At 39.6% G+C, this 22,938-nt stretch carries 16 protein-coding genes and 2 tRNA genes; 15 read left to right on the top strand and 3 right to left on the bottom strand.

Annotation, left to right across the window (positions count from 1 at the left end):
• Window positions 1-20: 20 nt before the first annotated feature.
• Genes tusC through PNIG_RS09435 form a run of 3 tightly spaced genes read right to left on the bottom strand, consistent with a single transcriptional unit; the run spans window position 21 to window position 1,447 of the window.
• Window positions 21-377, bottom strand: a complete 357-nt coding sequence (tusC, locus tag PNIG_RS09445; RefSeq protein WP_041454449.1) for a sulfurtransferase complex subunit TusC — start codon at window positions 375-377, stop codon at window positions 21-23.
• Window positions 374-727, bottom strand: a complete 354-nt coding sequence (gene tusD, locus PNIG_RS09440; RefSeq protein WP_011328362.1) for a sulfurtransferase complex subunit TusD — start codon at window positions 725-727, stop codon at window positions 374-376. The genes tusC and tusD overlap by 4 nt, the downstream gene beginning before the upstream one ends.
• 54 nt (window positions 728-781) lie before the next feature.
• Entirely contained in the window at window positions 782-1,447 is a 666-nt protein-coding gene (locus PNIG_RS09435) for a Bax inhibitor-1/YccA family protein (RefSeq protein ID WP_041454448.1), read from the bottom strand.
• 251 nt (window positions 1,448-1,698) lie between these two features.
• Here PNIG_RS09435 and PNIG_RS09430 point away from each other — a divergent pair.
• The 15 genes from PNIG_RS09430 to PNIG_RS09360 all read left to right on the top strand — a co-directional run bounded on the left by PNIG_RS09430 (window position 1,699) and on the right by PNIG_RS09360 (window position 22,831).
• Window positions 1,699-1,789: transfer RNA gene (locus PNIG_RS09430), tRNA-Ser, on the top strand.
• Between the two features lie 102 nt (window positions 1,790-1,891).
• A tRNA-Ser gene (locus PNIG_RS09425) sits at window positions 1,892-1,982 on the top strand.
• Between the two features lie 167 nt (window positions 1,983-2,149).
• Entirely contained in the window at window positions 2,150-2,530 is a 381-nt protein-coding gene (locus PNIG_RS09420; RefSeq protein WP_011328360.1) for a hypothetical protein, read from the top strand.
• Between the two features lie 128 nt (window positions 2,531-2,658).
• A complete protein-coding gene (locus PNIG_RS09415; RefSeq protein WP_011328359.1) occupies window positions 2,659-3,117 on the top strand; it encodes a GAF domain-containing protein in 459 nt (152 codons plus the stop codon).
• The gene (locus PNIG_RS09410; RefSeq protein ID WP_011328358.1) at window positions 3,117-3,395 is read left to right on the top strand and encodes a hypothetical protein; all 279 of its coding nucleotides are present in this window, start codon (window positions 3,117-3,119) and stop codon (window positions 3,393-3,395) included. The genes PNIG_RS09415 and PNIG_RS09410 overlap by 1 nt, the downstream gene beginning before the upstream one ends.
• A gap of 15 nt (window positions 3,396-3,410) precedes the next feature.
• On the top strand, window positions 3,411-4,049 hold the full coding sequence (proQ, locus tag PNIG_RS09405) for an RNA chaperone ProQ (RefSeq protein WP_086998613.1): 639 nt from the start codon (window positions 3,411-3,413) through the stop codon (window positions 4,047-4,049).
• Window positions 4,050-4,075: 26 nt separating this feature from the next.
• On the top strand, window positions 4,076-6,100 hold the full coding sequence (prc, locus tag PNIG_RS09400; protein ID WP_011328356.1) for a carboxy terminal-processing peptidase: 2,025 nt from the start codon (window positions 4,076-4,078) through the stop codon (window positions 6,098-6,100).
• 159 nt (window positions 6,101-6,259) lie between these two features.
• Entirely contained in the window at window positions 6,260-7,744 is a 1,485-nt protein-coding gene (gene nhaC / locus PNIG_RS09395; protein ID WP_011328355.1) for a Na+/H+ antiporter NhaC, read from the top strand.
• Window positions 7,745-7,792: 48 nt separating this feature from the next.
• Complete coding sequence (gene pepN, locus PNIG_RS09390) at window positions 7,793-10,387, top strand: aminopeptidase N (RefSeq protein ID WP_089368356.1); 2,595 nt, start codon at window positions 7,793-7,795, stop codon at window positions 10,385-10,387.
• A gap of 3 nt (window positions 10,388-10,390) precedes the next feature.
• Window positions 10,391-10,612: a DUF2835 domain-containing protein gene (locus tag PNIG_RS09385; RefSeq protein WP_089368355.1), complete on the top strand. Its 222-nt coding sequence runs from the start codon at window positions 10,391-10,393 to the stop codon at window positions 10,610-10,612.
• A gap of 253 nt (window positions 10,613-10,865) precedes the next feature.
• On the top strand, window positions 10,866-12,965 hold the full coding sequence (locus PNIG_RS09380) for a DUF1302 domain-containing protein (protein WP_011328352.1): 2,100 nt from the start codon (window positions 10,866-10,868) through the stop codon (window positions 12,963-12,965).
• 13 nt (window positions 12,966-12,978) lie between these two features.
• Complete coding sequence (locus PNIG_RS09375; RefSeq protein WP_011328351.1) at window positions 12,979-14,343, top strand: DUF1329 domain-containing protein; 1,365 nt, start codon at window positions 12,979-12,981, stop codon at window positions 14,341-14,343.
• Between the two features lie 131 nt (window positions 14,344-14,474).
• Window positions 14,475-15,470 carry a YCF48-related protein gene (locus PNIG_RS09370; RefSeq protein WP_011328350.1) on the top strand — a complete coding sequence of 332 codons (996 nt, stop codon included), beginning with the start codon at window positions 14,475-14,477 and terminating at the stop codon, window positions 15,468-15,470.
• Window positions 15,470-17,791 (top strand): efflux RND transporter permease subunit, encoded by a 2,322-nt coding sequence (locus PNIG_RS09365; RefSeq protein WP_011328349.1) that lies wholly within the window; start codon window positions 15,470-15,472, stop codon window positions 17,789-17,791. Before PNIG_RS09370 ends, PNIG_RS09365 begins: the two co-directional genes overlap by 1 nt.
• 210 nt (window positions 17,792-18,001) lie before the next feature.
• Window positions 18,002-22,831 (top strand): NAD-glutamate dehydrogenase, encoded by a 4,830-nt coding sequence (locus PNIG_RS09360; RefSeq protein ID WP_011328348.1) that lies wholly within the window; start codon window positions 18,002-18,004, stop codon window positions 22,829-22,831.
• The last annotated feature ends 107 nt before the right edge of the window (window positions 22,832-22,938 follow it).

Genomic DNA, 22,938 nt, shown 5'->3' with positions numbered 1-22,938 from the left:
AGCATTAGTTTGTAGGTTACTCATAGGTTCACCACATGTTGCTGGGTTTTAATTAGCGCTTTTTGCTGATCAAAGTTTAGTGCTTGCACATCTAACAATAAATCATTTTTGTTTAAGCCATAATCGAGTAGTGACTTTTCGCAGACGTAAATATTTTCAACGTCATAAATTTCCAATGTTTTAATGTTTTTAAAAAAATCTTTTATACCAAGCATATTTGGTTGTTGTTGCTTTTTTAGTGCCAGTACAGCTGGGCCACTAAATAGCCAACTGATATTCTGATCGACAGCTGCAAATATGAGGGTCATGTCTAGGGCGTCGCGAATATGCAAGTCATCAAAAGGACTGCATTGGCTCATTACGAGTACGTTAATCATTTAAACTGTATCCATTTGTCGGCATCACTAGCAAGCATGGCAAATTCAGCAAGCCCAGCAACATTAAACACATTGGTGTGTTTAATGTCTAAACCACGTTTTTCAGCGGCGGTTACACATAACATTAAATTAATTTTTTGATCTGCTAATTGCTGCCATAACATCGGAATTTGTAGCTCATCAGTGGGAAGATCAAAGTGGTTAGAAGCATGATAAACCCCTTGCTGATATAAAAATATAGCGTCTATGGTGTGTCCTTGCGCTAAGCAAGCGTGCGCAAATTTAACTAAACGCTGCGTAGTATCGTGATCAGAGGGTGGAGTATGTAAAGACAAGACGAAACGCGACAAAATTATTCCAAAAAAAAGCCCCAATTAAGGGGCTATTTTAACAGAACTTTTTAATTAGTCATTATTTGCGCCAAGCAGAGCAAGTAATGAAGTAAATAAGTTATATACACTTAGGTAAAGTGACACAGTTGCGCGAATATAATTTGTTTCGCCACCGTTAATAATACGGCTGGTATCAAATAAAATTAAACCAGACATAATTAATACCACAGCAGCATTAAGTACCATAAACATCAGTGAACTACCGATGAAAATATTAACAATGCTTGCCACAATAACAACGATTAAACCAACCGTTAAAAAGCCACCCATAAATGAGAAGTCTTTTTTAGTGTTAAGTGCATAAGCCGATAAACCAAAAAATATCAGCGCGGTAGAGCCCAGCGCTTGCATAATTAGCATAGGGCCATTAGGCATTTCTGCATAGTGGTTAAGCATTGGGCCAAGGCCTGCGCCCATTAAGCCGGTAAAAGCAAATACCCAAAATACACCAGATGCAGTTTCTGCTTTTTTATTTACTACAAATAATAAGCCGAACGAGACAAGTGTGAACACTAATCCCATAAAGTATGGTAACTGTAGTGCCATTGAAATACCCGCTGTAACAGCGCTAAATGCGAGTGTCATAGCAAGTAATAGGTAGGTGTTTTTAAGCACCTTGTTTGTTTCAATGGTAGACATTACCGGTTTAGCGGTATTGTACGATTGATTAAACGCCATTGTAGAGCTCCTGTGGTTGAAACTGAGTAGTTCCGATAATTTAACTAAATTTAGATTAACAACTCTTATATGTTTGGGCAAACCTTTGTAGTTCAATAGAGTGAAATATTTAAATAAAAGTTCAATTACAATTAATACAGGCCACTTTTGCTTTAACTTTAAACAAATTAGTTGTTTTTTAATCACTTAAACAATTAATTTAAAATAAAGCTTCACAAACCTCTGCGCTTTCCCTATTATTCAGGCCGTGCGGAGAGATGGCAGAGTGGTCGAATGCACCGGTCTTGAAAACCGGCATGGGTTTATAGCCCATCTAGGGTTCAAATCCCTATCTCTCCACCACTTATTTAACAAATAAATGGTGTTATTGGTTTTTAAAATCAATAATAAGCATTTATTTAAAATAGTTTAAAATACACTCTTATTTTTAACTATAGCAGTATCGGAGAGATGGCAGAGTGGTCGAATGCACCGGTCTTGAAAACCGGCATGGGTTTATAGCCCATCTAGGGTTCAAATCCCTATCTCTCCACCATATAACAAAACAGCCCGCTTAATTAGCGGGCTTTTTTGTGCCTCATATAAAATAACGCGTTTGTTTTGTAAGTTTAAATTACGACCATAGTCTCTATTTATAAGCTACCTCGCTTAGGGCATGCTTATATTATTGAGGCTTATGTTTGTATATTTAAGGATTTTACGATGAAACATCAACTTGCAAAAAGTGTCGGGCTTTCATTACTCTCCCCAATCATTATTGGTGGTATGTTGGGTGTTTATTATGGCCTTGCTATGAGTGGCGACTTTTTATCAATATTTTTTCAATTATTGATGACGGCAATAGCAAACGCACATATTGTAGGGTTAACGATGGCCGCATTTGTAGTGCCAGGTTACTTACTTATGTTTAAGTACGCTAAAGTAAATTATTCAGGGGTTTTAACGCTTGGTTTATTAGGCGGCGCTATTTTTAGTTACTTACTTAGTGCTACTACGGGCGAGATATTTTTAATAAATAGTGTGATGTCTGGGTTTGCTGCAGGGCTGTTTTTGTTTGGGCTGCGTAAAACCGCAAAAAAATAATCGTAGCATTATTAAGCAAGCATGCTGATAAAGCGTGCATTTTCCTTTTTTTTAGCCGCAAAAGGTTTCAATTTTTCACGACAAAGAGTACCTTTAGCTACTGTATGTTTAATAAGAAGTAGTTTGGTATGCAAAAGCACGATTTTTACCAGTCATTAGTTAAGCAAACGCAATCGCTGATAGGCGGTGAATCGAATGTAATTGCTAATATGGCAAATATAAGCGCGCTGTTATTTACTTCATTAGATGATGTAAATTGGGCGGGCTTTTATTTTATGGATTCACCTACCGAATTAGTGCTTGGTCCGTTTCAAGGTAACCCAGCTTGCATTCGAATTCCGGTAGGAAAGGGTGTATGTGGAACCGCCGCTGCAACCGGACAAACACAATTAATAGAAGATGTTCACGCTTTTGATGGGCATATAGCCTGTGATGCAGCGTCAAATTCTGAAGTAGTTGTACCTATTATGAAAGCTGGTAAAGTATTTGCTGTACTTGATATAGATAGCCCAAGTATTAGCCGATTTGATACTGACGATCAAGCGGGTCTTGAAGCATTAGTAAAATGCTTAGAGGCAAGCCTATAATGAAAGACTTGCTAAATGTTCAAGACTACCTTTTTGCCGTACAAGATGTGGGCGATTGGGAAGGCGATGAAGAACATGTAGCGGAAACGCTCAATGATTTGATTCATATTGCTTGGGATCGTCTACCAGACGAAGCCGAGTGTGAATTTATCGATGAAACAATTAATGGTATTTGGGAACACCTTCGTGGTGATATGGCTGTAATTGAGGCCGACTTCGAAGAATTGGTCGACTGGGTAATACACTATGTTGATTCGTCCCTTGATGAAAAGATGTGAAAAATAGGTTCTAAAATGGAAACCACAAACAAGCTAAAAGATATGAACGAAGTGTTGGAATTTTTATATCAAGAATTCCCGCAGTGTTTTAAACAAAAAGACGGTATCAAACCGCTTAAAGTCGGTATTTTTAAAGATATTGCTGAGCGTATTGAAGGGTCTGAAAAAGTAAGCAAGACTCAAGTGCGCCAAGCGCTTAGAAAATACACGTCTAACTGGCGTTATTTAGAAGCTGTGACTAAGTCAGAGTTTCGTATTGATCTTGATGGTAATCAAGCTGAAAAAGTTGAGCAAGAGCATATCGACCATGCACAAAAAGCATTGGAAGAAAGCCGCGCGAAAATGGCTAAACGCAAAAAGCAGCAACGTCCGCGTCCAGATGCAGATGCAAAATCTTTCAAAAAGAAACCTGCTCATGCCGCTAAAAATGCTACTTCAGCAGATAAAACAGCTAAAGCCGCACCGGTTAAGCGTTCAGGAAAAATTGAACCTTTACCAGCAAGTGAGGTCAAGGTTAATAATAAGGTTAAGGTTAAACTTGGCCAAGCACTTGTTAATGCAATAATCACTGAAGTGAACAAAGACGACGTTCATGTTGAATTAGTGACTGGTATGCAAGTTAAAACCAAAGCTGACAGCTTATACATTATTTAAGCTGAAAATAAATTAAGGAGTTGTGTATGAGTAAAAAGTTTACGCTCATTCCGTTAGTTGCTGCCCTGTTTTCAGGTTCATTATTTGCTGCCGTTGAAGCCGTTACGTTAAAAGACTTACCGTTGCTCAAGCAAGAAAGTCAACATGCTACAGCCAGCAAACGAGTGGTTAACTTATTTACTCGTTCACACTATACACCGGTTCGATTTAACGATGAGCTTTCAAGTAAAGTGTACGATCGTTATATCGAATCCCTTGATTTTAATAAAAGTGTATTCTTAGCCAGCGATATTGCGTCATTTGAGCAATATCGTAATGGCTTTGATAACGCATTGGTAACCGGCAAGTTAGGCTTTACGTTTGATATTTTTAACCTAAGCCTTAAACGTCGCTTTGAGCGTTATGATTACTCGCTTTCATTACTTGAAAATGAGATGACGTTTGATAAACAAGATGAATACTTTTTTGATCGAGAAGATGCTGATTGGGTAACCACCCAAGACGAACTTGATGAAATATGGCGTGAGCGCGTTAAATATGACGCACTACGCTTAAAAATGACCGGTAAAGATTGGGAAGGTATAAAGGATGTACTTGTAAAGCGCTATAAAAATGCACAAAAGCGTTTAGTACAATCAAAATCCGAAGATGCCTTTCAAATAGTAATGAATTCGCTTGCACGCAGTATAGAGGCGCATACCTCTTATTTATCGCCGCGCCGTGCAGAGCAATTTAAAATGGATATGGACCTAGAGCTTGAAGGCATAGGTGCAGTATTAAGCCCAGACGAAGACTATACCGTTATTCGCAGTTTAGTACCGGGTGGTCCTGCCGATAAATCACAACAAATTAAAGCCGATGACCGCATTATTGGCGTTGCCCAAGACGGTAAAGAGTTTGTTGATGTGATAGGTTGGCGCTTAGATGACGTGGTTGATTTAATTAAAGGCCCTAAAGGTACAAAAGTACGTTTACAGTATTTAAAAGGCGCTGATGCGCACGGTACGCCTAAAATAGTTGAAATAACCCGAGATAAAATACGCCTAGAAGACAGAGCAGCTAAATCTGAAGTGTTTGAAGCACAGTATTCCGATTTAACCAGTAAAATAGGCGTTATTGAAATTCCTGGCTTTTATAATAACTTGTCGCAAGATGTAAAAGTTGAATTGGCTAAACTAAAAGAAGCCAAAGTAGACGGTGTTATTATAGATTTACGTCAAAACGGTGGTGGTTCTTTATACGAGGCAACACAGCTTTCTGGATTGTTTTTTGACCAAGGCCCAGTGGTACAAATTCACACTCTTAATAATCGTATTGAAGAGCAGAAAGACCGCGATGGTATTACGTACTACGATGGCCCGTTAACTGTTCTAGTAGACAGATACAGTGCATCTGCTTCTGAAATTTTTGCAGCAGCGATACAAGATTATGGTCGCGGTATTGTGATTGGCGAGCAAACCTTTGGTAAAGGCACTGTACAACAGCACAAAGGCTTAGGGCGAGCGTACGACCTGTACGACAACGAGCTTGGCAGTGTGCAGTATACAATTGCTAAGTTTTACCGCATAAATGGTGGTAGCACACAACACAAAGGCGTTATTCCTGATATTTCGTTTCCATCTGCAATTGATCCCGCAGAGTGGGGAGAAAGCAAACAAGATAATGCACTGCCGTGGGATAGCATAGTACGCGCTAGATACCAAGAAATGGGTGACTTAAAACCGATTATTACGTATTTAGATAAGCAACATGCGCAGCGTATTCAGTCAGAGCCAGAGTTTAATTATGTATTTGAAGACATTACTCGCTACAACGAAGAGAAAGACCGCAAAACTATTTCGTTAGTAGAAGCTCAGCGTATTAAAGAAAAAGATGAAAATGAAGCACGCGCTTTAGTGCGTACTAATGAGCGTTTAGCGCGTTTAGGTGAAAAACCAATCGAAAACTTAGATGATGTGCCGGAAGTAATTGAAAAGCTGGATCCATTTTTAGAGGAAGCAGCCCTGATCACTCAAGACTATATTAAATACGGGCGTATAGCCAAAAAGTAATAATTGGTTTACCTCTATAAAAAAAGGCGCAATTGCGCCTTTTTTGCTACCCATAATTTACAAGATTGTTATAATCGCTGATTACACAAAGTTGAGCTAGATCAATGTTGCTCGATTAATGCGCTGTATGTGCTAAGAAGAATAATTAACATGCATTAGATGTGTGTAGGAGTCTTTATCTTGAAGTCATTAGAAGAAAAACCAATAAAACCCGCCTCGTTTTTTGATGCACTCATTCCAATCTCAGTTCTCATTTGTTTACTTGGTGCGGCTGTTTATCTATTTGGTGATAATTCCTCTTCTGGGCCAAATCAAATAGCTTTGTTATTTGCTACTTTTGCAGCAGCATTAATAGGTCTAAAAAATGGCTACAATTGGAAAAAACTAGAAGATGCGATGATTGAAGGGATCACCTTGTCGTTAGGTGCTATCTTAATTTTACTTATGGTAGGTGCGTTAATAGGCACTTGGTTGCTTTCGGGCACAGTACCTACGCTAATTTACTATGGCTTACAGGTTATTAATCCGAGTTGGTTTTATGCAGCTAGTTGTTTAATTTGTGGCATTGTAGCAATGAGCATTGGTAGTTCGTGGACCACAGCGGCTACAATAGGTGTGGCTTTATTAGGCGTTGCTACAGGCTTAGGGTTAGAGCAAACAGTAACGGCTGGTGCGGTTATATCGGGCGCGTATTTTGGCGATAAGCTTAGTCCACTATCAGAGACTACTAATTTAGCGCCTGCGGTTGTGGGGGCAGATTTATTTGAACATATTCAGCATATGCTATGGACTACAGTACCGAGCTTTGTAATTGCCTTAATAATCTTTATATTTATGGGGTTTAACGCGACTGCATCGAGTGAAGCAGGGCGTATTGATGAAATTACTGCTATTTTGCAGCAAAACTTTAATATTGGTTTAGAAATGCTAGTGCCTTTAATTGTACTTTTAGTACTTGCGATACGCAAAATGCCAGCGTTTCCTGCTATATCGATAGGCGCGGTACTTGGCGCTGTGTGGGCTGTGTTGTTTCAATCTGATTTAATTGCCAGCCAAATAGACATAAGCCAAGGCCAGCTAATAGGCTACTTTAAATTAATTTGGACCACTTTTTTTGATGGTTTTAGTATTAGTACCCAAGACGACAATATGGATGCGCTCCTCAGTGGTGGCGGTATGTCAGGTATGCTTACAACAACCTGGCTAATTATGACGGCACTGATGTTTGGCGCTATTATGGAAAAAACGGGGCTGTTAGATGTGTTTGTTAAGAGTATTCTTAAAATCGCAAAAAGCACAGGGTCGTTAATCACTGCAACTATAGCGACTTGTATTGGTACAAACGTCATTGCAGCGGATCAATATATTGCTATTGTGGTACCGGGGCGGATGTTTAAAGAAGAATACGCAAACCGTGGTTTAAAGCCGGTTAATTTATCGCGTACCTTAGAAGATGGCGGCACAATTACTAGCCCGCTGATCCCATGGAATACCTGTGGTGCATATATGCAAAGTGTGTTATTGATCAATCCATTTGACTATGCACTGTATGCTTTCTTTAATTTAATTAACCCTGTCTTGGCAATTATTTACGCTTATTTAGGTATTAAAATATTACGTATTAAACCTAAACAGACAGCTTAATTTAAACAGCCTCTTTTAAACATAAAAGAGGCTGTTTTTGGAGTATTTATGACTGCCGCACAAAAACCGCAAACACAATATTTAAAAGACTACCAAGCGCCAAACTTTTTAATTAACCACACCGAGCTTAACTTTGATTTACAGCCGTTAACAACAAGAGTCACTGCGCTACTTACATTGAGCCGCGTGGGCGCTAAAACGGCACCTTTAGTACTCGATGGTATTGATTTACGCTTAGTGTCGCTCTCAATAGATACTCATGATATTAGCGATTATAAAATAGTGGGTGAGCAACTCATTATTAATAATTTACCAGATCACTGCCAACTTAGTATAGTGACCGAAATTTCTCCGCAAACAAATACTTCCCTAGAAGGACTTTATTTATCGGGTGGGGCTTATTGTACTCAGTGTGAAGCGCAGGGTTTTAGAAAAATAACTTACTATATGGACCGTCCAGATGTTTTATCAACATTCGATGTAACCATAATAGCAGACAAAAAATACCCGCAGTTACTCTCTAATGGCAACATGGTAGATAGTGGTGAAACGCAAGACGGTCGTCATTTTGCTAAGTGGCAAGATCCGTTTAAAAAGCCAAGTTACTTATTTGCGCTAGTGGCGGGTGACTTTGATGTATTAAATGACAGCTATACTACAAAAAGTGGTAAGAATGTCGATTTAGCCTTATTTGTAGATAAAGGTAACTTGTCAAAAACACCGCATGCAATGAGCTCACTAAAAAAAGCGATGCAGTGGGATGAAACACGTTTTAATTTAGAATATGACCTTGATATTTATATGATTGTTGCCGTTGATTTTTTCAACATGGGAGCGATGGAAAATAAAGGGCTTAATATTTTTAATAGTAAGTGTGTTTTGGCAAATCAAGAAACCGCTACCGATAAAGACTATCACACCATTGAATCTATTGTTGGGCATGAATACTTTCATAACTGGACCGGCAACCGCGTAACCTGTAGAGATTGGTTTCAGTTATCGTTAAAAGAAGGCTTAACAGTATTTAGAGATCAAGAATTTAGCAGTGATTTGGGCTCGCGCGCGCTAAACCGTATTGATGCCGTTAAAGTAATGCGTACTCACCAGTTTAGTGAAGATGCAGGGCCTATGGCGCATCCTATTCGTCCAGAAAAAGTAATTGAAATGAATAACTTTTACACTGTGACTGTATACGATAAAGGCGCTGAAGTTATTCGCATGATGCACACCTTGCTTGGTGAAACTAACTTTCAAAAGGGCATGACACTTTACTTTGAACGCCACGATGGCCAAGCGGTTACCTGTGACGATTTTGTAAGTGCTATGAGTGATGCATCTAATATTAACTTAGAGCAATTTAAACGCTGGTATAGCCAATCGGGTACTCCTCGTTTAAATGTACAACAAAGTTATCATAGCGAGACGCAAACGTTTAGCCTTACCATTGAGCAGGCTGCGCCAATTAATCAGCCACAAAACGATACTTTGCATATTCCTTTTGCAATTGAGCTGTTAGATAGCAAGGGGAAAAGTGTACCGTTACAATATAAAGGTCAGAGCGTTGATCATGTGCTTGATGTAACTAAAGCAACGCAAACATTTAATTTTGATCAGCTAGCAGAGCAACCTGTTGCCGTTTTATTGGAAGACTTTTCAGCCCCGTGTATATTAAAGCAGCACAGTAACGATCAAGACCTATTGCACATAATGCGCTTTGCGCGTAGCGACTTTTCGCGTTGGGATGCACAGCAACAGCTATTTATTAATGCGGTTAAGCGTGGTATTGCAAGCAAAAACCCTGAACCATTAAGTAATGAAATAATAGCAGCATTACAGGTATTAATAGCCAGTAGAGCAGGTGACTTGGCATTACTTGCTGAACTGTTAAAACTCCCTAGCTTTGATACCTTAGCAGCTGAGTTTGAGACGATCCCAGTTGATGCTATTCTTACTATTACGCAGCAGTTTGAACAGCAAATAGCCGATACCCTTGAACAAGAATTTATTAATTGTTACCAAGCACTTCAAGACGATGGCAGTGTTAATGCGGCTGCTGTGGCAATACGTTCATTAAAACAACAATGTTTGTATTACCTAGCAAAAACAGACAGTTTATCAGCGGCTGAATTTATAAAAGAAGCTGCAAGCTCAACTAATATGACCAATGTGCTCGGTGCGCTCAGTGGTGCTATAAAAGCGTCGCATACATTAAGTGACACCTTGCTTGCACATTTTGATAGCCAATGGCGACACGACGTATTAGTAATGGACAAATGGTTTGCACTGCAAGCCATGCAGTCGGGTGATGATGCAATTGACAATATTAAAGCACTGTATGAACATCCTTGTTTTGACTTTTCAAACCCTAACCGAGTGCGTGCTTTAATTGGCAGTTTTAGTCACTTTAATACCGCGCAATTTCATCGCCTAGATGGTAAAGGTTATGCTTTGCTTGGTGATTTACTCATTAAGCTCAATACTATTAATCCGCAAAATGCATCACGCATGTTAACGCCTTTTATGTCGTGGAAACGTTACGATAAAGTACGTTCTGCAGCAATGAAAACACAACTGCAGCGTTTAGCTGATTTAGATACGCTGAGCGACGATTTATTTGAGAAGGTTGAAAAAGCCTTAAATTAAATCATGATTGAATATTATTTTAGATTAAATTTGAGCTACAACGAATGCATGGATTACTACCATGGACGTTATCGCTCAGTACAAGTTGTAGATGACAGCGGTAAAACCATTCGATTTGCCGCAAACTACCTGCGCCCCTACATTTCTAGTTTAGGGGTGCGAGGTAGGTTTAGATTGATACTTACCCCCGAAAATAAGTTTATCCGCCTCGAACGAGTAGCTTAAGCGCTTGTATTTATGTTATAGATATACATAAATATTGCCTTTTTGTTAATTTCGATTTGTCCTATTGTTAATTTGCGTGTATAAATTACTGGTATGACGTCTTACCATTGCGTAAACGTCAGTGAATAAAAAAAGATTATGACTGATTGAAGGCGACTGTTTGTAATTTGTTTAATTCGCTTCTATCGTTACGATTACACTAAAAACAATAACTTGATCACACAAAATGACCCGCGACAGGGGGGAAACCAAAATGATAAGAAGATCGCTTTTTGTTAAAAATAAAATCGCTATAGGTTTAGCAGCCGCAAGCTTAGGGTTATCTGCAATGACTGCACAAGCGGCAGTTTTTGAAGCCGGAGGTTTTGATATAACTTTCGACTCCACTTTTTCTTATGGGCAAAGTATTCGTGTAGAAGACCGAGACTTTGGCTTAATAGGTAAAAGTAACAACCCTTCATTCGATTGGACGGGTTATAACCCAGCCTTAAACAATACCGTTTACTCATCGCAAGATGTGTGGGCGCAACCAGGATCATATTCAAACAATGGTGATGCAGGCGATTTAAACTTTGATAGTGGTGATTCGTTTTCAAAACTATTAAAGGGCACCCATGATCTATCTATCAGTAAAGATAATTATGGTTTGTTTACTCGATTTATGTATTTTTATGACTTTGAGTTAATGGATGGCGATCGTGCTTATGTAAACCCTACCTCAGGCCAAGGCGTCGATCCATGTGATGACAAAGATACAAAAGCACAAAGCTGTGCTGACATCCGTTTATTAGATGCGTATGTATGGGCAAGCTTTGATTTAAATGAAGGAAAAAACCCACTATCAATTCGCGTTGGTCAACAAGTAATAAATTGGGGTGAAAGTACATTAATATCGCATGGTATTAACGTTAACCCAGTTGACATAGACCGTTTAAAAGCGCCTGGTGCAGAGCTTAAAGAAGCCTTTATACCTGTTGGTATGTTATGGGCGTCGTTAGGTATTACTGATAACGTAACCTTAGAGGGTTTTTATCAATACCAATGGCAAGAAACACGCTTACCAGCAACGGGAACGTATTTTTCTACCAATGACTTTGCCTCTGAAAATGGTTATCAGCAAAATGTGCAGTTAGGTTTTACTTCAAATCCTGATATTGATTTAGCATTTTTAACCGACAGTTTAAATAATTTAACCTCTGACTTTGCCCTAGCAGCCTCACTCAAAGGCGTTGATCCTTCAAGTGCTCAAGGCAAAGCGCTACTGGCCGAAATGTATTTAGCCTATCCAACTAAGGTAGCACTAAAAGGTAAAGGCGATGAAGGTAAAGTAGAGCCGGATGACGGCGGCCAATACGGTTTACGTTTAGGCGTGTTTTTACCTGAATTTAATGACACGGAAGTGGCATTTTATCATGTGAATTATCATAGCCGTCGCCCGTTAGTATCTGGTCGAGTGTCTAATTTTACTCAAGCTTCACTTGCCCAAGATTTAGCAATGATTACAACGACTGAAATCACTGAAGATAATATTCATAATTTAAGAGCTTTCTCTTTAGCAAAAAATGAATACCCAGAAGACATTAAACTCTATGGTTTGAGCTTCAACACATCTTTAGGTGAAACTGCGTTTGCCGGTGAGTTTACTTTTCGCGAAGATGAACCACTACAAATTGATGACGTAGAGCTACTTTACGCTGCAATGCCAGAGCAATTAGCAGTGGCAGGTTTACGCCCTGAATTTGCAGGTATTTCACAAATGAGCCAAGGCAATGCTGTCAGTGTTGTTGGCCCAGGCGAGCTAGCAAAAGGTTATATAGAGCGTAATACCAGTCAATTACAATTTACCGCGACGCATTTATTTGGCCCATCTTTGGGTGCAGATAGCTGGGCTGTGGTAGGTGAGGTTGGTGGCGTGCGTATTCATAGTATGCCGGAGTACGATGAAATGCGTTTAAACGTTTCTGGTACTGGGCGTAGTGGCATTATGACCGGCCCAGGCAGTTCTGATTATTCTGCGCTACATATGGCGTTATCAAATGGAGCAGAGCAAAAACAATTTGCTACGGCTACATCGTGGGGTTATCGCTTAATTGCTAAAGGTGATTATTATAACCTGTATAACGGTATTAACTTTTCGCCACGTTTTGTATTTTCTCATGACGTAAATGGTAGCACGCCAGATCCTATGTTTTTGTTTATAGAGGATCGTAAATCGTTAGGTGCAACCATGAACTTTAACTATCAAAATGCGTGGTCATTAGATGTTAGCTACAACTCATTTTGGGGTGGCGGCGACATTAATACCTTCTCTGATCGCGATTACATTTCATTTAACTTAAAATATTCTATTTAGGGGTAATATTATTATGATTAAAAAACCTACCCTCATTGCTACTGCATTTTGTAGCTTGTTTGCAAGTCACGCTGCTTTAGCTAAAATTAGCAGCGAAGAAGTTGCGCGCTTAGGTGCAGACTTAACGCCACTAGGCGCTCAAAAAGCAGGCAATGCAGATGGTTCTATTCCTGCGTGGAATGGTGGTATTACCGCAGCACCGGCAGGTTATAAAGCAGGTATGCATCACTTAGACCCGTTTAATACGGATAAAGTGTTGTTTACTATTGATAAAAGCAATATTGAAAAATATAAAGCGAACTTAAGCCCTGGCCAAATTGCGTTATTTGAAGCGTATCCTGATACCTTTAAAATGCCAGTATATGCAACTCGTCGCTCTGCTTCGTTCCCGCAATTTGTATATGATGCAACTAAGCAATTTGCACCCACTGCAGAGCTAATAGAAGGCGGTAATGGGATTAAAAGTACAGCAATTGGTATTCCATTTCCTATTCCTAAAACTGGTTTAGAGGCAATTTGGAATCACTTGCTACGTTACCGTGGTCAGTCTATTGAGCGTTTTGGCGGCCAAGCAGCACCTACCGCTTCGGGTTCGTATAACTATGTTGGTTTTGATGAGCAACTACTAGTTAAATACTCAGATCCAAGTGCTACACCTGCGCAACTGCAAGACTCAAATATTTTGTTTAAGTTTAAACAAAAAGTAACCGAGCCTGCACGCCTAGCGGGTACTGCGTTATTAGTGCATGAAACCATGGACCAAATATTAACGCCACGCCAAGCATGGACCTACAACAGTGGTCAACGTCGTGTTCGTCGTGCACCTAACGTTGCTTATGATGCACCAGGTACAGCAGCTGACAGCTTACGTACTACTGATGACTTTGACATGTTTAACGGGTCACCAAACCGTTACACCTGGACATTAAAAGGTAAGCAAGAGCTTTATATTCCATACAATAGTTATAAGCTCCATAGCGATAAACTAAGCTATGACGAAATATTAATGCCAGGACATATTAACCCTGAGCATACACGCTACGAAAAGCACCGTGTGTGGGTGGTTGAAGCTAACTTAAAAGATGATACGCGCCATATTTATAAAAAACGTGTGTTTTATATTGATGAAGATAGCTGGCAAGTACAGGTTACCGATATTTACGATAACCGTGACCAACTTTACCGTGTAGCTATGGCTTATGGCCTTAACTACTATGAAGTACCAACGCAGTGGAGTACGTTAGAGGTTTATCACGATTTAAACTCTCGTCGTTACTTAGCAATTGGTTTAGATAACCAGCACAAAATGTATGATTTTTCTCAGTCGTTTAACGACAATGAGTTTACATCAAGCGCATTACGTCGCGAAGGTAGATAGTTAATAGTAGGCACCTAACCGATTGGTTAGGTGCCTTTTTTCCTTTCTCATCGCGTTTGTCTTTTTGACGCGCAGGGCTTTTCCTCACCTAAATAGACAAACAATTCCCCAGTTCAAGGCGATTTAAATTTATGAAGTATTTGGTATATGCCAGCCTGATCCTCAGCGGTGCGAGTGTTGCACAAGAAACTCCTCAATTTGCTATTAGTGCAATAAACGCCGATAAAACGTTATTGACTGATATTACCCAAACTAAAGCGGGTTTAGTGGCTGTTGGTAAGCATGGCACTGTAATTACAAGTATTAATGGTATTGATTGGCAACAAGCAGAATCGGTGCCAACTCAAGTATTGTTAACTGCGGTTGATTTTACTAATGAAAACAATGGCTGGGCCTGTGGGCACGATGCAACAATAATAAATACTACAAATGGTGGTAAAACGTGGCATTTACAACAAGCTAAGCCAGAGATAGATAAACCGTGTTTAGATATTTTATTTAAAGATGAGCTACATGGTTATGCTGTGGGGGCTTATGGCATGTTTTATCAAACCAGCGACGGTGGTAAGCACTGGCAAAAACGTTTTTTAGACTCGCTATTATTTAGTGACGATAGAGAATATTTGAGTGATTTAAAAGAACACGACCCAGAAGGTTATGAAGCAGAAACAGCCTCAATTTTGCCGCACTTTAACCGCATTGAGCAAACTCCAGACGGTTTAATGTTAGTGGGTGAAATGGGCTTAATGGCAAAAAGTACCGATGCAGGCTTAACATGGCAGCGAGTTGACGAAATTTACCCAGGATCATTTTTTGCATTTAGCGCCAATGCGCAGCAAGAGGTAGTGGCAGGATTACGAGGCAATGTTTTTACTCGCCAGCAAGGTGATCAAAATTGGCAGCACCTTGATAATAAAAAAACAGCAACGATTAACAACATCATAAATTATAACAATGAACAATGGCTAATGTTGGCCAATAGCGGCGTGATTTTTCATTTGCAAAACGCTGAGCTTACACATGAGCAGTTGGCCGACGGTAAAGCAATTCTAGATGGTGTGATTTTAAATAATAAACTAATCATGGCAACAGAAGATGGCATTAAAGTGAAGGAGTTGACCCCTTAATGCATAAGATTTTAGACTTTATAGAAAATGCGATATTTAAACATCGCTTAATTATGCTTATAAGCTTTGTGCTTATAACCTGTTTATTGGCATTTAAAGCGACACAAATTCAACTTGATGCCTCGTTTAATAAAAACATTCCGTTAAACCACGATTATATGAAGGTATACACCAAACATGAAAAGCAGTTTGGTGGCGCTAACAGTATTTTAATTTCGGTGTGTGACGACAGCGGCGATATTTTTAATCCTGAATTTTTTACCCAATTAAAAGCGGTACACGACCAGCTATATTTTATCCCTGGTGTTAATCGACCTTTAGTAAATTCAATATTTTCACCCAGCGCTCGATTTGTTGAAGTAGTTGAAGATGGTTTTGCCGGCGGGCCAATAATTCCTGCTAATTTTAAAGCCGATAAACAGGGTTTAGGGGTCGTTAAAGAAAATATCGAAAAAGCGAAAGTAGTTGGGCGCATGATTGCCAGTGACTATTCGTGTGCGATGGTGACAGCGCAATTAATGGAAACCGATCCGCAAACCCAAGAAAAGCTCGATACCTTAGCATTTGCGCAAAAACTCGAAACACAACTACGTGAACCGCTAAGCACCGACAAGGTGAGTATTCATATAATTGGTTTTGCTAAAATGGCCGGTGATATAGCCGAAGGTGCAAAAGGTGTGGTGGTATTTTTTGCCATCGCGATTGCCTTTACTTTTATTATGGTTTGGCTATTTTGTGGCAGTTTAAAGCTGACTATTTTACCTATAATGTGTTCGATCATTGCTGTAATTTGGCAATTAGGGCTACTGTCGAGTTTAGGCTTTGGCTTAGATCCTATGTCTATTTTGGTACCTTTTTTAGTATTTGCAATTGGTGTGAGCCATGGTGTGCAGATGATTAACGCGATAGGTAAAAAAGTAGGCGAAGGTAAAAGTACGCGAGAATGTTGTCAGTCAAGCTTTAGAGCATTATTGATCCCAGGCGGCATTGCGTTGTTATCGGATACGGTTGGCTTTTTAACTCTGCTAACCATTGACATTGGTATTATTAGAGAGCTTGCTATAACAGCTAGTTTAGGTGTTGCGGTAATTATATTTACTAACCTGATTTTACTCCCTGTATGGGCGTCGTATATGCACTTTGAAAATAGTGTACATATTCAATCGGGTGATGCTAAAAAACCAAATATGCTTGATGCAATTAGAGATTTATTGGTTAAAGCCACCGATCCTAAAATTGCTAAAATGATAATTGCTTTTACTTTAGTGTTATTTGCACTTGGTTATTGGCAAGCAGATAAAATGCGTATTGGGGACTTACATGCTGGCGCACCATCATTGCACCAAGATGCACGCTATAACCAAGACACATTTTTAATCTCGGACAAATACACCATTTCGTCTGATATCTTAAAGGTAATTGTAGAAGCGTATCCTGCAGCATGTACTGAGCATGATGTGATGCAGCGTATTAGCCGTTTTCAATACAAAGTAGAGAATGTTGCCGGTGTGCAATCAGCGGTAAGCTTAAGCTCGGTAGCGCAGTCGGTAAATGCCGGTTATAACGAAGGTAACCTTAAATGGCAAAGCCTGCCACGTAACTCTGCAAGCTTAGTACAATCTACCTCGCGGGTAGAAACCAGCACGGGATTACTCAACGGCGATTGCTCAGTGATGCCAGTGATTATCTTTTTAGATGATCATAAAGCGCAAACAATTGACCTTGTAATTGAAAGTGTTAAACGCTTTGCACAAGAAGAGGGCACAGATAAAGTTGCGTTTAAACTCGCATCAGGCCCAGTAGGTGTAATGGCAGCCACAAACGAGTCAGTGTCAGCGGCGCAAATTCCGATGATGCTGTATGTTTACGGCGCTGTAATTGTTTTGTGTTTACTAAGCTTTAGAAGCGTAAAAGCAACCATTGCAGTAGTGTTACCTCTGTATGTGGTATCTACTCTTGCACAAGCACTAATGGTACAGCTGGAAATTGGCTTAACCGTATCTACACTGCCAGTTATTGCATTAGGTGTGGGTATAGGCGTTGATTATGGTATTTATATATTGTCGTCGATGATGGGGCAGTTAAAACAAAATGTACCGCTGAGTGTTGCTTATCGAAATGCGTTAATTGAGCGCGGTAGTGCAGTATTATTTACCGGTATTACACTTGCTATTGGCGTGAGTACTTGGATTTTCTCTGATTTGAAATTTCAAGTTGATATGGGAATTTTGCTTACCTTCATGTTTTTAGTAAATATGCTGGGTGCAGTGCTGCTTTTACCAGCAATTGGTAGCTTGCTCTGGACTGACCAGAAAAAATAAAGTGAATAAGTTTGCTCCTAAATGGCCTGTAAAGGCCATTTATATCTATAATTTGTGAATAGATGACCAAATAGCTGAAAAGCTAAAAATGTTTTCATCGTAAAAGGCTGTTTATTAGTTGTAAACGAGTTAGAATTTGCTCGACTCCACGCTAATAAATGCTGTACAAATATTCTGCTATTAAGCAGTAATAGATTTAAGGAATAAACAATGACACGAAATGAAGGTCAAGCCTCAGTTATTTTAGATAATGTTTGTAAGCTTATCCACAAAAAAGTTCGCGCTGATAATGTGTTACTCGTTGAAAAATTCGCCAAAGCCTTGTACAGCAATATGTCTAAAGAGGATTTGGCTAATCGTAACGATAGTGACTTATATGGTGCTGCACTAAGCCTTTGGAATTCGCTAGAAAAGAACACGTCTGATGACGCGGTTATTCGCGTTTTCAACCCAGAAGTGGCAAAAGATGGCTGGCAGTCATCGCATACGATTGTTGAGATTATAGCTAAAGACATGCCGTTTTTAGTTGATTCAGTACGTATGGCCATGACTCGTGAAAATATTGCCTCTCACTTATTACTACATAGCCCGCTTAAAATCCAACGAGATGAAAATGACAAGATCTCAGGTTTATCTGGTTTAAAAGCAGAGCAAGAATCAACCTCGACCAAAACAGTATTCTTTATTGAAATTGACCGTCAAACAGATTCAGCTGTGATTGAGTCTTTCAAACAAGAGTTAGAGTCTGTACTTACAGATGTATCGGTAGCGGTAGAAGACTGGCAGCCAATTCGCGAAAAGCTAATTGCAGTTAGTAAAGAGCTACCAAAACGTCGTGCTGGCAAAAATAATGCTGAAGTAGATGAAACGGTTGAGTTTTTAGACTGGTTAGTTAAAGACAACTTTACCCTAATGGGCTATCGCCAATATGAGTTATCGCCAATACAGGGTGATTACGAGTTAAAAGGCGTAATGGAAACCAGTTTAGGTTTGATGAAAAATGCCGGTGTAGAACACACTCGTCTACTTTCGGAATTACCAGAAGCTGCTCGCCAAGATGCGCGTAGTAGTAACTTACTAATTTTAACTAAAACTAACTCATTATCACGCGTACATCGCCCGGCTTATATCGACTATGTTGGTGTAAAACGTTTTGATGACAAAGGCAATGTTATTGGTGAGGATCGCTTTATTGGCTTGTTCTCGTCAAACTTTTATAACTACAGTGCGGCAGACGTACCGGTTCTTAAAAGTAAAATTGACCGTATTATGCAAATGTGTGATTTTGCCAAAGGCACCCATGCTTATAAAGCGGTGCTTAATATTTTAGAAACCTACCCGCGAGATGAACTTGTACAAGCCCGCGAAAGCGAATTGCTAGAAGTTGCAATGGGCGTGTTGCAAGTACAAGAGCGTGATATGTGTCGCTTGTTTGTACGTAAAGATGCCTATGGACGTTTTTTCTCATGTATGGTTTATGTACCACGTGAGCGCTATAACACGGCACTGCGTCATGAAACGCAAAATATTTTAGCAAATGCATTTAATTCTGACGAAAAAGTCGAATTTACAACCTATTTCTCTGAGTCAACACTAGCCCGTACTCATTATACCGTGCGTGTGACTGATAATAATATAGAGTATAAAGTGAAAGACATTGAAAACAATTTAGTTGAAGCGGCCCGTACTTGGGAAGATAAATTACAATCAGCCTTACTAGAGCAAGCTGGCGAAGCACGCGGTAATGAATTAAACCGTAAGTATGCTCAAGCATTTGCTCGCTCATATAAAGATGAAGTATTACCAAGTGCAGCTGTTGTTGATATTGAAAAGCTAGAAATGCTTAACGATGAAAACAAACTTGAAATGTTATTTTATCGCCCGCAAGAAGAAGCTAACAGCAATGTTGTGCGTTTAAGCTTATTTCATAAAGATGAGCCTATTCACTTATCTGATGTGATGCCGATGCTAGAAAACTTTGGCTTACGTGTCGTTGGCGAAACACCTTATTCAGTTAAAACTAGCGATGGTAGCATTAATTGGATCATGGATTTCTCTATGCTAATTGATAGCAAAGGGATGGCAGATTTTGATAAAATTTCAGCACGTTTTCGCGCTGCGTTAACCAGTGTTTGGAATAACCGCTTAGAAAACGACGGTTTTAACCGTTTAGTATTAATGGGTGGTCTTACTGGGCGTGAAGCGTCAATATTACGTGCGTACGCTAAATACATGCGCCAAATTGGGGTTACCTTCTCGCAAGCTTACATTGAAGGCACTTTTGCAAATTATCCACACATTGCAGCAAAAATTGTTAACTTGTTTACTAAAAAGTTCTCAGTTAAAAGCCCTGCAAGTGAAAAAACACTTGAAAAGCTTAGTACAGAAATATATTTAGAACTTGAAAACGTAGCCAATCTTGATGATGACCGTATTATACGTTTATACGTTGATATGATAGTGGCAACACTGCGTACTAGCTTCTTTCAAAAAGATGGCAATGGCCAATTTAAATCGTATGTATCGTTTAAAATTAAGCCAAGCTTAATTCCTGGCGTACCATTACCATTACCGGCGTTTGAAATTTTTGTATATTCTCCGCGTATTGAAGGTGTGCATTTACGATACGGTAGTGTTGCCCGTGGTGGCTTGCGTTGGTCAGATCGCCGTGAAGATTTCCGTACTGAAGTACTTGGCTTAGTTAAAGCACAACAAGTGAAAAATGCGGTAATTGTGCCAGTAGGTTCTAAAGGCGGTTTTGTTTGTAAACAATTGCCAACTGAGCGTGAAGCATTCTTAAAAGAAGGCCAAGAGTGTTACAAAATCTTTATTCGTGGTTTGTTAGATATCACAGATAATATTGTACAAGGTGAAATTGTTGCGCCTGTAGATGTAACTCGCCACGATGGCGATGATGCTTATTTAGTTGTAGCAGCCGATAAAGGTACTGCAACTTTCTCTGATATTGCTAATGGCATTGCAAATGAATATAACTTTTGGCTAGGTGATGCGTTTGCATCAGGTGGCTCAGTGGGTTATGACCATAAGAAAATGGGTATTACAGCACGTGGCGCGTGGGAATCAGTTAAACGTCATTTCCGCGAAATGGATATTGATTGTCAAACAACCGATTTTACCGTGGTAGCTATTGGCGATATGGCAGGGGATGTATTTGGTAATGGTATGTTGTTATCTAAACATACTCGTTTACAAGTTGCATTTAACCATATGCATATTTTTATTGACCCAACACCAGATGCAGCAGCAACGTATCCTGAGCGTGAACGTTTATTTAAATTACCGCGTTCATCGTGGGAAGACTTTAATAAAGATTTAATTTCTGCCGGTGGTGGTGTTTTCTCTCGTGCGGCTAAGTCGATTACACTAAGCCCAGAAATGAAAAAAATGTTAGGCACTAAAAAAGCCAGCATGACACCAACTGAACTGATCAAAGCTGCGCTAATGATGGATTACGATCTATTGTGGAATGGTGGTATTGGTACTTATGTTAAGAGCAGCAAAGAAACTGACGCCGATGTAGGGGATCGTGCAAACGATGCACTGCGTATTAACGGTGGCGAGCTAGGTGCTAAAGTATTTGGCGAGGGCGGTAACTTAGGTGCAACTCAGTTAGGACGTATTGAATTTGCAGCGAAAGGCGGCCGTGTTAATACTGACTTTATTGATAACGTAGGTGGCGTTACTTGTTCAGATAACGAAGTTAATATTAAGATTTTACTTAATGGTTTAGTTACCTCAGGTGACTTAACGCGCAAGCAACGCGATGAACTTTTATACGCTATGACAGACGAAGTGTCTAAGCTGGTATTGAATGATTGTTATCGTCAAACACACACTATTTCAATTACTCAATCTAAAGGCTCATCAACGCTTAAAGAGAAAATTCGCTTTATTCATGCTCTTGAAAAAGAAGGCAAGCTAAATCGTGCGATTGAGTTTATCCCAAGTGATGAAGAATTAGCAGAACGTGCAGCAGCTGGCAAAGACTTAACACGTCCAGAGTTAGCGATTTTAGTGTCGTACTCTAAAATGGTACTTAAAGAGTCATTTGTTACAGATGAAATTACTGAAAATCCATATTACCGTCAATTGTTAGTTAATTCGTTCCCGTTACCACTGCGTGAGAAGTTTAACGAAGCGATGGATAATCACCCACTTCGTAAAGAAATTATTGCCACTAAACTGGCTAATCAAATTGTTAACGATATGGGCCTTAACTTCATGGTGCGTATGCATGAAGAAACCGGTGCAAATGAAGCTGAAATTGCTTTATGTTATTCAATTGCCAGCGAGTTGTTCCAAATGAGCGATACGTGGGCCTCGGTTGTTGCACTTGATAATAAAATTCCGGCTGCTGTACAAACTGAAATGCTATACCAATTACGTCGCACGGTTCGTCGTGTAACACGTTGGTTCTTACGTCATCGCAACAAAGCACAAACAATTACCCAAACAGTTGAATTTTTTGCGCCAACATTTGCAGATTTAAGTGCTAATTTAACAACGTATATGGTTGATAAAGAAGGCGAGCTTTTAGTTGCAGCTGCCCAAGAGTTAACACAAAGTGGTGTGCCTGCTGAACTAGCTAATCGCATTACTGGTTTATCTAGCTTGTTTTCTGCTATGGACTTAGCTGAAATCTCAGCAAGTTCGAAACAAAGTATCGATACTGTATCGCATACTTACTTCAAGCTTGGTGCAAACATGGGCTTACATTGGTTCTTAGAGCAAATTACTAAGCAACCAGTAGCAAACCATTGGCAGGCATTAGCGCGTGCATCGTACCGCGAAGAGCTTGATTGGCAACAACGTACATTAGCAGAAGTGGTATTAAACGGTTTTGCCGATGATAACAAAGATGTTAATGGCCAAATTGAGCAATGGATGGATAGCCAAGAGTTATTATTACAACGTTGGAAGCAAATGCTTGCAGAGTTTAGAACATCACAAACTCACGATTTTGCTAAGTTTTCAGTAGCACTACGTGAACTCATGTTATTAAGCCATAACTGCGTGTAATAGAATAAAAACCATAATTAATGCCTACTCATTATTTTCCTTGGTGAAAATAATGAGTTAATGGTTAAAATTGTTATACAATACCTCGGCCTAGTCTGAGGTATTTT

It is taken from the genome of Pseudoalteromonas nigrifaciens (genome assembly GCF_002221505.1).
In the GTDB taxonomy this organism is placed as follows: Bacteria; Pseudomonadota; Gammaproteobacteria; order Enterobacterales; family Alteromonadaceae; genus Pseudoalteromonas; species Pseudoalteromonas nigrifaciens.
Note: the sequence above shows the minus strand (reverse complement) of the source record. Positions and strands in the feature narration are given on the sequence as shown.

Bases quoted from the DNA above. Each gene is read 5' to 3' on its own strand.
- PNIG_RS09360 (WP_011328348.1), top strand. From the start codon at position 18,002: ATGACACGAAATGAAGGTCAAGCCTCAGTTATTTTAGATAATGTTTGT.
- PNIG_RS09385 (WP_089368355.1), top strand. From the start codon at position 10,391: ATGATTGAATATTATTTTAGATTAAATTTGAGCTACAACGAATGCATG.
- PNIG_RS09375 (WP_011328351.1), top strand. From the start codon at position 12,979: ATGATTAAAAAACCTACCCTCATTGCTACTGCATTTTGTAGCTTGTTT.
- PNIG_RS09420 (WP_011328360.1), top strand. From the start codon at position 2,150: ATGAAACATCAACTTGCAAAAAGTGTCGGGCTTTCATTACTCTCCCCA.
- PNIG_RS09410 (WP_011328358.1), top strand. From the start codon at position 3,117: ATGAAAGACTTGCTAAATGTTCAAGACTACCTTTTTGCCGTACAAGAT.
- PNIG_RS09370 (WP_011328350.1), top strand. From the start codon at position 14,475: ATGAAGTATTTGGTATATGCCAGCCTGATCCTCAGCGGTGCGAGTGTT.
- tusC (WP_041454449.1), bottom strand. From the start codon at position 377: ATGATTAACGTACTCGTAATGAGCCAATGCAGTCCTTTTGATGACTTG.
- PNIG_RS09415 (WP_011328359.1), top strand. From the start codon at position 2,659: ATGCAAAAGCACGATTTTTACCAGTCATTAGTTAAGCAAACGCAATCG.
- nhaC (WP_011328355.1), top strand. From the start codon at position 6,260: ATGTGTGTAGGAGTCTTTATCTTGAAGTCATTAGAAGAAAAACCAATA.
- PNIG_RS09435 (WP_041454448.1), bottom strand. From the start codon at position 1,447: ATGGCGTTTAATCAATCGTACAATACCGCTAAACCGGTAATGTCTACC.
- pepN (WP_089368356.1), top strand. From the start codon at position 7,793: ATGACTGCCGCACAAAAACCGCAAACACAATATTTAAAAGACTACCAA.
- PNIG_RS09380 (WP_011328352.1), top strand. From the start codon at position 10,866: ATGATAAGAAGATCGCTTTTTGTTAAAAATAAAATCGCTATAGGTTTA.
- proQ (WP_086998613.1), top strand. From the start codon at position 3,411: ATGGAAACCACAAACAAGCTAAAAGATATGAACGAAGTGTTGGAATTT.
- prc (WP_011328356.1), top strand. From the start codon at position 4,076: ATGAGTAAAAAGTTTACGCTCATTCCGTTAGTTGCTGCCCTGTTTTCA.
- PNIG_RS09365 (WP_011328349.1), top strand. From the start codon at position 15,470: ATGCATAAGATTTTAGACTTTATAGAAAATGCGATATTTAAACATCGC.